7 protein-coding genes, 1 tRNA gene and 2 rRNA genes are annotated in these 12,333 nt (G+C 57.8%); 9 read left to right on the forward strand and 1 reads right to left on the reverse strand.

All coding sequences use genetic code 11. The annotated features are described in order from the left end of the window. The first annotated feature begins 166 nt into the window (after positions 1 to 166). The 4 genes from G3A56_RS21705 (at position 167) to G3A56_RS21720 (ending at position 4,192) form a co-directional block, all read left to right on the forward strand. Positions 167 to 3,052 (forward strand): 23S ribosomal RNA (locus G3A56_RS21705). Positions 3,053 to 3,304: 252 nt separating this feature from the next. After that, positions 3,305 to 3,419: ribosomal RNA gene (gene rrf, locus G3A56_RS21710) — 5S ribosomal RNA — on the forward strand. Positions 3,420 to 3,643: 224 nt separating this feature from the next. Further along, positions 3,644 to 3,720: transfer RNA gene (locus G3A56_RS21715), tRNA-Met, on the forward strand. 223 nt (positions 3,721 to 3,943) lie between these two features. After that, on the forward strand, positions 3,944 to 4,192 hold the full coding sequence (locus tag G3A56_RS21720) for a hypothetical protein (RefSeq protein ID WP_035242952.1): 249 nt from the start codon (positions 3,944 to 3,946) through the stop codon (positions 4,190 to 4,192). A 112-nt stretch (positions 4,193 to 4,304) separates the two neighbouring features. Here G3A56_RS21720 and G3A56_RS21725 read toward each other — a convergent pair whose 3' ends face one another. Beyond that, on the reverse strand, positions 4,305 to 5,408 hold the full coding sequence (locus tag G3A56_RS21725; protein ID WP_164056826.1) for a LysR family transcriptional regulator: 1,104 nt from the start codon (positions 5,406 to 5,408) through the stop codon (positions 4,305 to 4,307). A gap of 72 nt (positions 5,409 to 5,480) precedes the next feature. On the opposite strand from G3A56_RS21725, the gene G3A56_RS21730 reads away from it, so the two are divergent. From G3A56_RS21730 to G3A56_RS21750, 5 genes are all read left to right on the forward strand, one after another. Further along, positions 5,481 to 6,863, forward strand: a complete 1,383-nt coding sequence (locus G3A56_RS21730) for a dihydroorotase (protein WP_003498035.1) — start codon at positions 5,481 to 5,483, stop codon at positions 6,861 to 6,863. Beyond that, positions 6,863 to 8,101 (forward strand): Zn-dependent hydrolase, encoded by a 1,239-nt coding sequence (locus G3A56_RS21735; RefSeq protein WP_082185206.1) that lies wholly within the window; start codon positions 6,863 to 6,865, stop codon positions 8,099 to 8,101. The genes G3A56_RS21730 and G3A56_RS21735 overlap by 1 nt, the downstream gene beginning before the upstream one ends. Before the next feature lie 2 nt (positions 8,102 to 8,103). Continuing rightward, complete coding sequence (locus G3A56_RS21740) at positions 8,104 to 9,195, forward strand: thiohydantoin desulfurase (RefSeq protein WP_082185205.1); 1,092 nt, start codon at positions 8,104 to 8,106, stop codon at positions 9,193 to 9,195. Between the two features lie 2 nt (positions 9,196 to 9,197). Beyond that, entirely contained in the window at positions 9,198 to 10,856 is a 1,659-nt protein-coding gene (locus G3A56_RS21745) for a thiourocanate hydratase (protein WP_082185204.1), read from the forward strand. Positions 10,857 to 10,959: 103 nt separating this feature from the next. Beyond that, positions 10,960 to 12,267, forward strand: coding sequence for an MFS transporter (locus G3A56_RS21750; RefSeq protein WP_082185203.1), 1,308 nt, complete (start codon positions 10,960 to 10,962; stop codon positions 12,265 to 12,267). Positions 12,268 to 12,333: the final 66 nt, after the last annotated feature.

Consider the following 12,333-nt stretch of genomic DNA (forward strand, 5'->3'; position numbering starts at 1 on the left):
TCGATGTCATCAAGAACGATCTGATTGTAAAAGGTAATCAGATTTTGTTGGTTAGCGGCTGCCGAGAGGTGACCGTATGGCCAGATTTGGAACCCCTTCGAGCGCAAGCGAGGAGGATCAAGAATTCCAAATCAAGCAAATATGGATGAGCATAGACAATGAGAACGAAGAAGTGAATTAAGGGCATTTGGTGGATGCCTTGGCATGCACAGGCGAAGAAGGACGTGATACGCTGCGAAAAGCCGTGGGGAGCTGCGAATAAGCTTTGATCCATGGATCTCCGAATGGGGCAACCCACCTTAAATGCTTGGGAAATCTGTTTTGTTGGTTAGTTGGTCTGTTTGGGTCTCCCATACAGGGCGCTAGCCCGTCGGTGCTTTTGCACCGCGCCGTCCGCAGGCCTTTGGCCGTGAGGACAGAACCGAACAGGTTTCCAAGCATTGTGATAAGGTATCTTACTTTCGAATACATAGGGGTAAGAAGCGAACGCAGGGAACTGAAACATCTAAGTACCTGCAGGAAAGGACATCAACCGAGACTCCGCAAGTAGTGGCGAGCGAACGCGGACCAGGCCAGTGGCAATGATGAATAAAGCGGAACGATTTGGAAAAGTCGGCCATAGAGGGTGATAGCCCCTTACGCGTAGAACAGTCATTGTCCTTGAGTAGGGCGGGACACGTGAAATCCTGTCTGAACATGGGGAGACCACTCTCCAAGCCTAAGTACTCGTGCATGACCGATAGCGAACAAGTACCGTGAGGGAAAGGTGAAAAGCACCCCGACGAGGGGAGTGAAATAGAACCTGAAACCGGATGCCTACAAACAGTCGGAGCCCGCAAGGGTGACGGCGTACCTTTTGTATAATGGGTCAACGACTTAGTGTAACTAGCAAGCTTAAGCCGGTAGGTGTAGGCGCAGCGAAAGCGAGTCTGAATAGGGCGATTGAGTTAGTTGCATTAGACCCGAAACCGAGTGATCTAGCCATGAGCAGGCTGAAGGTTGGGTAACACCAACTGGAGGGCCGAACCCGTATCTGTTGCAATAGATTGGGATGACTTGTGGCTAGGGGTGAAAGGCCAATCAAACTCGGAAATAGCTGGTTCTCCGCGAAATCTATTTAGGTAGAGCGTCGACCGAATACCCTCGGGGGTAGAGCACTGGATGGGCTATGGGGACTCACCGTCTTACTGATCCTAACCAAACTCCGAATACCGAGGAGTACTAGTCGGCAGACACACGGCGGGTGCTAACGTCCGTCGTGAAAAGGGCAACAACCCTGACCTCCAGCTAAGGTCCCCAAGTCATGGCTAAGTGGGAAAGGATGTGAGGATCCCAAAACAACCAGGATGTTGGCTTAGAAGCAGCCATCATTTAAAGAAAGCGTAACAGCTCACTGGTCTAAATAAGGGTCTTTGCGCCGAAAATGTAACGGGGCTAAAGCCATGCACCGAAGCTGAGGATATGCCGTAAGGCATGTGGTAGCGGAGCGTTCCGTAAGTCTGTGAAGGCGGACCCGTGAGGGCTGCTGGAGATATCGGAAGTGCGAATGTTGACATGAGTAACGATAAAGGGAGTGAGAGACTCCCTCGCCGAAAGACCAAGGGTTCCTGCTTAAAGTTAATCTGAGCAGGGTTAGCCGGCCCCTAAGACGAGGCGGACACGCGTAGTCGATGGGAACCACGTTAATATTCGTGGGCCTGGTGGTAGTGACGGATCTCGTGTGTTGTACATTCTTACTGGATTGAATGTGCGGCGAAGAGGTTCCAGGAAATAGCTCCACCGTATAGACCGTACCCGAAACCGACACAGGTGGTCAGGTAGAGTATACCAAGGCGCTTGAGAGAACTATGTTGAAGGAACTCGGCAAATTGCACGCGTAACTTCGGAAGAAGCGTGACCCCATTTTAGGCAACTATGATGGGGTGGCACAGACCAGGGGGTAGCGACTGTTTATCAAAAACACAGGGCTCTGCGAAGTAGCAATACGACGTATAGGGTCTGACGCCTGCCCGGTGCTGGAAGGTTAAAGGGAGGGGTGCAAGCTCTGAACTGAAGCCCCAGTAAACGGCGGCCGTAACTATAACGGTCCTAAGGTAGCGAAATTCCTTGTCGGGTAAGTTCCGACCTGCACGAATGGCGTAACGACTTCCCCGCTGTCTCCAACATAGACTCAGTGAAATTGAATTCCCCGTGAAGATGCGGGGTTCCTGCGGTCAGACGGAAAGACCCCGTGCACCTTTACTATAGCTTTACACTGGCATTCGCCAAGGCATGTGTAGGATAGGTGGTAGGCTTTGAAGCAGGGACGCCAGTTCCTGTGGAGCCATCCTTGAAATACCACCCTTATCTTCGTGGATGTCTAACCGCGGTCCGTTATCCGGATCCGGGACAGTGTATGGTGGGTAGTTTGACTGGGGCGGTCGCCTCCGAAAGAGTAACGGAGGCGCGCGATGGTGGGCTCAGACCGGTCGGAAATCGGTCGTCGAGTGCAATGGCATAAGCCCGCCTGACTGCGAGACTGACAAGTCGAGCAGAGACGAAAGTCGGTCATAGTGATCCGGTGGTCCCGTGTGGAAGGGCCATCGCTCAACGGATAAAAGGTACGCCGGGGATAACAGGCTGATGACCCCCAAGAGTCCATATCGACGGGGTTGTTTGGCACCTCGATGTCGACTCATCGCATCCTGGGGCTGGAGCAGGTCCCAAGGGTATGGCTGTTCGCCATTTAAAGCGGTACGTGAGTTGGGTTCAGAACGTCGTGAGACAGTTCGGTCCCTATCTGCCGTGGGTGTAGGAATATTGACAGGATCTGTCCCTAGTACGAGAGGACCGGGATGGACGTATCTCTGGTGGATCTGTTGTCCTGCCAAGGGCATAGCAGAGTAGCTATATACGGAATGGATAACCGCTGAAGGCATCTAAGCGGGAAACCAACCTGAAAACGAGTGTTCCCTATCAGAGCCGTGGAAGACGACCACGTTGATAGGACGGGTGTGGAAGCATGGCAACATGTGAAGCTTACCGTTACTAATAGCTCGATCGACTTCTTCGTTCCCATTGAATATGTTCATCAAGCAAAGCTTGATGACATCATTGTTCTGTCCTGACGCCCGAAGGGCTCCGGACGGGCCGCGCCATAGGGCGCGACGACCTCTGGTCTGTATGGCTGCCACGCTCATTGTTGAGCAAGGGAGCAATACGGACGGGTCACAGAAAGACGTGTTAAATTAAATGAAGCGCAAGCTTCCCAGCTTCTCGAAAACAACACTCATGTGAAAACATGAACTCTGTTGCGTTTTGCCGACCTGGTGGTTATCGCGGGGCGGCTGCACCCGTTCCCTTTCCGAACACGGCCGTGAAACGCCCCAGCGCCAATGGTACTTCGTCTCAAGACGCGGGAGAGTAGGTCGCTGCCAGGTCTGCAAAACGCAACAAACATCTTCTCAATCACACTTCGGCCCAGCCGATACCAAGGGCCGCATCAAGCGGCCTTTTTGCATTCCGGGACATAAAACCATAAGGCAAACGCCTCGTGCGTCCCTCACAGGAGACAAATCGCCTTCGGCAATTTGATCCGGCAGTATAGATCACAGCTTCGCTGTGATGCAGTCGCGATAAATCCAATAGGGATTTACGCCGGTAACGCGGGGTGGAGCAGCCCGGTAGCTCGTCAGGCTCATAACCTGAAGGCCGCAGGTTCAAATCCTGCCCCCGCAACCAATATCAACAAAACTCCTGTGGCAAGGCTGCGGGAGTTTTTTGTTTCTGTCGATCCTCCAGAAGCGCAAAACTCACGATCACTGGAAAATCAAGCTTTTGTCTCCCCTGCCATGCAGCGACAGTCTATCCGAAAGCTTCTGCCGGACATTGCCACTATGAGGCTGGCAAGCCAGTACTGGGCCAGTGAGGTGGATGGGTTCTCGACTAAGCATCGAAGTCGCGATTGGTCGCGCACTTTCAGGAACTGTCGCGAGCGACATTTGGACATCCCGAAGCTGAACCGACCGACATCAGCGCCGTGATGGCAAAAATAGAAGAGATAGTGTTGAGCTTTAGAGTGCCTGAAGACAGGCTTCCCGTGATCGGCCTCTATTTCTTTTGCAAGTTCATTGCGCCGCAAGCCCAGCGCTCCGCGACGTGTTGGATATTTGAAGCCGAGTTGCAGGAGCCGAGCCTGCCGGGCCACCATTAGTTCGTCATGTCAAGCAGCTGAAGAACCCGCTGCGCCATATCTGTGCCTCTGTCATCGGCGCGCCAGGCTAATAGCAATGGAACGGAAAATGTCATCGGCAATGGGATTTTCGTCACCTTGGGGAGGTTATTCCCACGCCGGACGGCAATATCGAACAATATCCGTGGCCCACAATCAGCTGCACTGCCACCGGTATGCTGTCGATCTCAATCAACTGCACCTTTGATAGCCACGTAGGTCCAAGCAGATGCTCTAGGAAGCTTTCGGCCGTCTGGCGCAGTCCGGAGGCGCGGGAAGGTAGTACCAGAGGGTGCTTAAGGATCGCCTCGCGCATCTGTGACGGCGAATCTGCATCCGTCAATTCAGGTGCTTCGTGCTGCAGGAAACATGAAAGGTGGCTGCGCAGAACCTCACGGCTGAGGAGCCGCGAATTGTTGACTGGCATGTCGACAAGGACTGCATCGTATCGCTGTTGTTCAAGTCCTTCCAGCAGACTGTCTGCAAGTCCGGGCCGCATCAGCAGCGGTGTGTCGAAACGGCGTGCCCAGTTGGCGGCAATTCGTGCCAGAATAATTGCCGACGGGCTGTCCGTCGTTGCAGGAGGAATGCCGCCGAATGACCAATGCCGCAAATGCCGCTTGAAACGCAGGGCGGATGTGGAGTCCAGCGCAGCCCAGATGTCGCGTAACTTGTTGACGTGGGGCGATATGCGCAGCCCCTCGGGCGACGCGCGCGAGCCGCTGCGGGTCCGTTCAAAAAGCCGGACGCCCAGATTGTCCTCCAGCATCGCCATCATCCGCGTCAGCTGTGGTTGCCCGATTTGAAGCCTCAATGCGGATTTACGGATCGAGCCAGATTCGAGAATGTCCACGAAGCGGAAGAGTGCAATCAGCGACACGCTTCTCTGATAAATATCTTTCGTATGGTCATCGCCGCACTTGCCATGGATCGAGAAGATTTCATGGGCGGCCTGCGCGAGATAAGGGCCAAGTCTCCCGCCTTCCGCCGTCAGGATCAGGCCTTTTGCGCCCTGCACGAAAAGCTTGACGGAGAGGGCGGTTTCCAGGCGGTTGACGGCGTCCGATACGGTTGAAACCGGAATTCCCGTTGTATTGGACGCAAGGTGGATGCCGCCGAGCCGAACCACCTGGTCACATAAAAGAATCGTCGAAACCTTCACCGCCCACGCCTCGTCTTGGCCTTCCCATTTCGGCATCGTCTGTCCGGATTTTGGGATATACCACTAATTTAATTGTGCCTCATAGTCGAAATATGACAGGAGGACGACATGGCGGATTTCGATACGGTTTTGGCGGGACGGGTCATTCTGACCGACCGCGAGATTTCTCGAGGTTTCGTGGCCATTCGCGAGGGGAAAACGGCACTCATCGGAGAGGGGCCGGCGCCGGCTGGACGAGAAAATCATGATTTCGGCACCGGCCTTCTATTGCCTGGCGCCATAGACGCACAGGTGCATTCGCTGTCGCAAAAGGGGGCCGAAGGTTTTGCGGCCTCGACCCGTGCGGCGGCGGCGGGCGGCGTCACGACAATCGTGGACATGCCCTATGATGAGGGCAATCTTGTGTGTTCCGCCGAGGCCGTCAGGCGCAAGGTCGCGATGATCGACGAAGAGGCGCGCATCGACGTTGCGCTTTATGGCACTGTCGATCCGCAAGAGGGGTCTGCCCGCATTGCCGAACAGGCGGCGGCGGGAGTTTGCGCCTACAAATTCTCGACCTTCGGCACAGATCCTCAACGCTTTCCGCGTATCCCACCTGCGCTGCTTCGCGCCTGTTTCGCCGAGATTGCAAAGACCGGGCTTGCCGCTGGCGTGCACAATGAGGACGACGCCTATGTCCGCGCCGCGATTTCCGAGGTGGAGGCATCCGGTATAACCGACTGGCGTGCGCACGGTCTGTCACGTCCCGAACTGGCCGAGACGCTGGCGATGCTGCAGATTTACGAAACTGGCGCCGAGACGGATTGCCCGGCGCATGTCGTCCATTGCTCCGTCAGCCGCGGCTACGAAATCGCCGAGATGTATCGCAGGAACGGCCGATATTCCTCCGTCGAATGCTGCATTCACTACCTTGTTCTGGATGAGGAGAACGATGTCGCGCGGCTTGGCGGCAAGGCCAAGATCAACCCGCCGATACGCGCCCGCAAAGAAGTGGAGGCGATCTGGCGCCATCTGGCGGAAGGGCGGGTGTCGATGGTGTCTACCGATCATGTGAGCTGGAGCGAGGACCGCAAGACCAATCCCGATATGCTGAAAAATGCCTCTGGCGTCCCGGGGCTGGAGGTGATGGTGCCGCTCTTCGTCAAGGGCGCGATCGCACGCGGTGTGCCGCTGGTGTGGGCGGCCCGGCTGATGGCCGAAAATCCGGCCCGGCATTTTCGTCTGGATCACCAGAAAGGCGGGTTGCAGGTCGGGCGTGACGCCGACGTCATGGTGCTCGTCGATCGGCCCATGGTGTATGACGCAACCACCAGTCCTCACTCCATTGCGGGGTGGTCGCCTTATCACGGCATGGAACTGCCCTGGACGGTCGCAGCCACCTGGCGGCGAGGCGAGATGGTCTTTGACGGTGAAAACGTGCTGGCTGCGCCGGGGACTGGCATTTTTGTGCGGCCGCCCGAAACACTTGGTCTACGCAAGGTGCTGTTGTGATGCGCCGCAATCTCGACGCGTCAATAAAGGACATAGAAGCGGATCTCGACGCACTGGCGCAGATTACCGATCCGGAACGTCCCTGGACCCGCCGCGCCTTCTCGCCCCGTTTTGATGAAGGGCGCGACTATCTTCGGCGACGTTTCCTGGGTGAAGGATTAAATGTCTCGACGGATGCGGGCGGGAACCTGATCGGCCGCCGCGAAGGTACCGAGCCGCAGGCCGGAACGATCATGCTGGGTTCGCATTCCGACACCGTGCCGGACGGCGGACGTTTTGATGGTGTTGCCGGTGTCGTCGTTGCATTGGAGGTCGCACGCATTCTCTCGCGGCGCGATGTTGCCTTGCGGCACAACCTGGCCGTCGTCGATTTTCTTGCTGAAGAAGTCTCCATTTTCGGCGTTTCCTGCATCGGTTCGCGAGCGATGGCGGGCGTTCTGCCGCAGGACTGGCTGAGGCGTATCAGTAACGGGCGCGATCTGGCGACGGCCATACGCGATGTGGGCGGCAAGCCGGAAAGTCTTGAAGCTCCCTTGGCTGATGACCTGAAGGCCTTTCTGGAACTGCACATCGAGCAGGGGCCGGTTCTCGAACGGGAAAAGATTGCGCTTGGGGTGGTGACAACCATTGTCGGCATCAATCGCGTCGAGATCGAGGTGACGGGTCGTCCCGATCATGCCGGCACGACCCCGATGGGGTTGCGCGCGGATGCCCTCGTCGCTGCGGCGCGGATCGTAAGTGAGATCGAGCGGTACGCGACGGAGCTTTCCCGTGGTCCCGGCCATTTCACCGCAACTGTGGGCGAGTTCGAAATCTCCCCCAACGCCGCCAATGTGGTGCCGGGCCGGGTCCGCATGCTGGTTGATATCCGCGCCGAGCGGGCCGAGGACAAGGAAGCATTCGTATCCTGGCTGACCGGACTTGATGCGGACGGTGAAAACGCGATCGAGGCGCGGTTGATTTCCGCCAATCCCGGCGTGCAGATGGATGATGGATTGCAGGAGACGCTGGCAAAGGCCGCCGATGGGCTGGACACGCCCTATCGAAAGATGGTGTCGGGCGCGGGTCATGACGCGGCATTCATGGCACGGCTATGTCCTTCGGCGATGCTCTTCGTCCCTTGCCGCGACGGTCGGTCCCATTGCCCGGAAGAATGGGCCGATGCAGCCGATCTCGCTTTGGCGGCTGAAGTTCTGGCGAACACGATTATGGAATTGGACAGAAAAAGGGAGGGCTGAAAGTGGCCAGAATTCTGACGGAGAAGGATGTGGAACCCGCGGTGCGGGGAGGCGCGGTCTATGCGGCAGGGGGTGGCGGCTGGGTCCACCACGGACGGATGCTGGGCTATGCCGCGGTGAACGCCGGTGCGCCTGAACTCGTCTCCATCGACGAATTGAACGAAGATGACTGGGTGGCGACGGCTGCCGCCATCGGTGCGCCGGCCTCCACGACGCCCTGGGAAATGCGGGGCGTGGATTATGTCAAGGCCGTGCAGCTTTTGCAGGATGAGCTTGGTGCGAAGGTCGCGGCCCTGATGATCGGGCAGAACGGCAAGTCCTCGACCCTCAACGCATGGCTGCCTTCGGCTATCCTCGGCTGCAAGGTGCTGGACGCGGTGGGTGACATGCGCGCCCATCCGACCGGCGACATGGGGGCGATCGGCATGGCCGGTAAACCGGACCAGTCAATTCAGACGGCGGTTGGCGGAAATCGCGATCAGAACCGCTATATCGAACTCGTAACGCGCGGCGCAACTGGCCGCATTTCTCCCATCCTGCGCACGGCCTCCGACATGTCGGGCGGTTTCATCGCCTCGGCCCGCAATCCGGTTCGCGCCGGCTACGTTGCGAAGAATGCGGCGCTCGGCGGAATTTCCAAGGCGCTGGAGCTTGGTCACGCAATCCTCGCCGCCGAACCTCGAGGGCATGCGGCCGTTCTCGACGCGATCCTTTCGACCACCGGCGGCAGGATCATGATTGAAGGAGAGATCACGGCGAAGGATGTCGTTTATACGAATGAGGCTTTCGACGTCGGTACGGTCACCATCGGCAGGGGCGATGCGGCGCTGACCCTGCATGTGATGAACGAATACATGGCGGTCGATGCGGTCGATGGCCGTCGTCTCGCAACCTTTCCGGACGTCATCACCACATTGTCGCAGGAGATCGAACCGCTGTCTGTCGGTGAGCTGAAGGTAGGCATGAAGATCCACCTGCTGCATGTCCCGAAGACCCTCATTCCGATCGGCGCGGGTCTGATGGACCCGGCGATCTATGTCCACCCCGAAAAGGTCATGGGTATCAACCTGACCAACTACGCATTGGAGGCCTGAAGATGCCGAGAGAAAATCCCCGCAATCCCGGCTTCCCGATCCCTTCAGGCCCAGACCTTCGCGCGAAGGGCTGGCGGCAGGAAGCGCTGCTGCGCCTTATGGAAAACGTGCTGGCTGTCGGTGAAGACCCCGAAAACCTCGTCGTCTACGCAGCACTCGGGAAGGCGGCCCGCAACAAGGCCGCATATGATGCCATCGTACGCGCATTGACGACCATGGATGAGGATCAGACACTCGTCATTCAGTCGGGAAAGCCGGTCGGCTTGATGAAGACTTCGACCGAGGCCCCGATGGTCATCATGGCCAATTGCAACATGGTCGGCCAATGGGCCAAGGCCGAGAATTTTTATGCTCTCGAACGCAAGGGCCTCATATGCTGGGGCGGCCTGACTGCGGGGGCATGGCAATATATCGGCTCGCAGGGCGTCATTCAGGGCACCTATGAAATCTTCATGCGCATTGCCGAACGCCGCTTCGGCGGCACGCTGAACGGGCGTTTCGTATTGACCGCGGGCCTTGGCGGCATGGGAGGCGCACAGCCGCTTGCCGGCCGCATGGCGGGCGCGGCCATCCTGTGCGTGGAGATCAATCCGGAACGGGCCCGCACCCGCAAGGATATCGGCTATCTGGACGAGATTGCCGATGATCTCGATAGCGCACTGGCGCGGATTGAAGAGGCCCGTTCGAAGGGTGAGGCGCTGTCCGTCGGCCTTGTCGGCAATGCAGCGGAAATCTATCCCGAAATAGCCGCGCGCGGGATCATCCCGGATATAGTGACCGACCAGACCTCCGCCCACGATCTCGTTTATGGCTATATTCCAATCGGTTACGATCTGGAACGGGTACGCCGCCTGCGCAGCCAGAATCCGGATGAGCTGATCGAGGCTGGCAGGGCGTCGATTGCCAAACAGGTAACAGCCATGCTGGAATTCCAGCGGGCCGGCTCGGAGGTTTTCGACAATGGCAACCTGATCCGCACGCAGGCGCAGGCCGGCGGCGTTGCTGACGCCTTCGACATTCCGGTCTTCACTGAAGCTTATCTGCGCCCGCTGTTCTGCCGGGCGATTGGTCCCTTCCGCTGGATGGCCCTGTCGGGCGAGGCCTCGGACATTGCGCGGATAGACGAGCTGGTGCTGGAGATGTTTCCGGACAACAAGATCGTCACCAACTGGATTTCACTGGCGCGCAAGCATGTTCCGTTCGAGGGGCTGCCGGCGCGCATCGCCTGGCTCGGCCATGGCGAAAGAAGTGCACTCGCACGGCGGGTCAACGCTCTGGTCGCTTCGGGCGAATTGAAGGGGCCGGTTGCCTTCTCTCGCGATCACCTCGATTCAGCGGGCATGGCGCATCCGAATATCATGACGGAGAACATGCTCGACGGTTCGGACGCCATCGCCGACTGGCCGCTTCTCGATGCGATGTTGCTCTGCGCTTCGCGCGCCGACCTCGTCGCGCTTCATTCCGGCGGTGGGGGATATGCGGGTTTCATGACCTCGGCAGGGGTCACGATCGTCGCTGACGGCACCAATGCGGCTGACGACCGGCTTTCGCAATCACTCGACAATGATACCGGGCTCGGCGTCATCCGTTACGCGGATGCGGGCTATGCCGAGGCACAGGATGAAATTGCCAGCAAGGGCATAAATCACGTGCAGATCTGACAGGTCAAAGCGAGGAGACGCCATCAATCGCCACGAAGGGCGGAAAATTACGATCACCAATCAACATCGCCTGCTGCCACCGGCAGGCCAAGAGGGGACAATAATGGAAAAAACATATCAAAATTTGTCAGTGACACCGGCCAGACGGTCATCACCGGAGCGCGCTGTTGCGGCAGCATCGATAGGCAACGCCCTGGAATGGTATGACTTCACCGTCTATGCGCTGTTTGCAATCTACATCGCCCATAATTTCTTTCCCGGCGGCGATCACACGGTCGAACTCGTGAGAGCCTTCCTCGCCTTTGGGCTAGGCTTCGTGATCCGCCCCCTGGGAGCCATCGTGATCGGGGTCTATGGCGACAAGGCCGGCCGAAAGGCCGCACTGTTCCTGACCATCATGATCATGGCGGCGGGCACCCTGCTGATCGCGGTGGCGCCGACCTATGCCGCGATTGGTGTGGGAGCGCCGCTCATGATCCTTGCCGGACGAGTCCTTCAGGGCTTCTCTGCGGGTGGAGAAATCGGCGGAGCGGCCGCCTTTCTTGTCGAACATGCGCCCGCTGATAAGAAAGGCAAATATGCTTCCTGGCTGCAGGCAAGCATGGCGATTTCCAACATCATGGGTGCACTCGTCGCCTTTGCGGTTACCTCGCTTCTGACGGAGCAGGAGATCGGAGACTGGGGCTGGCGGATTCCGTTCTTCATTGGCGTATTGATCGCGCCGGTGGGTCTTTGGTTGCGCAAGACGCTGGACGAAACGCCGGCTTTTCAGGCTGAACAGGCAAGTCTGGAGAACCAGTCCGCCAAAACACCCCTGAAGCTCGTCTTCTCGGACTATTTCGGCCATCTGATCAAAGGCTTCGCTTTCTCGATCCTGTGGGCGGTTTGCGTTTATGTGCTGATCATCTACATGCCGATCTTCGTTCAGCGTGCTTTCGGTTTCAGCCCTTCGGAGGCGTTTACGGCATCGCTGATTGGTAACGTCTTCCTTGCCGTCGGTTGCGTCAGCGCCGGCAGCATTTCGGACAGGATCGGTCGACGCTTGATGCTCGCCATTGCCGCCGGCGCAATGCTGGTCGCTGTCTATCCCCTGATCTGGTGGCTGCAATCTTCGCCGACGCTGACGACGCTCATCATCGTGCAAAGCCTCTTCTGCATCATGGTCTCGGGATATGTCGGGGTCGCGCCCGCAACCCTCTCTGAGGTTTTCCCGACGAATATCCGCACCACCGGCATGTCATTGGCCTACAATGCCGCCGTAACGATCTTCGGAGGATTTGCCCCGGCGACGCTGACGTGGCTTGGCAGCACGGGCATCGGTTATCACGCGCCCGGATTTTACGTCATGGCCGCCGCATTCATATCGCTGATAGCGGTCCTGATCCTGCCGAAGCCGTATTCCACGAACTAAAGGAGATGGGCCGCTCAAGGCCCAGCTCGCCCAATTGCTCCACCCGTCATGTCTGGAAGTTTCCAG

Origin of the sequence: Rhizobium oryzihabitans (assembly GCF_010669145.1) — a bacterium.
Taxonomy (GTDB): Bacteria; Pseudomonadota; Alphaproteobacteria; order Rhizobiales; family Rhizobiaceae; genus Agrobacterium; species Agrobacterium oryzihabitans.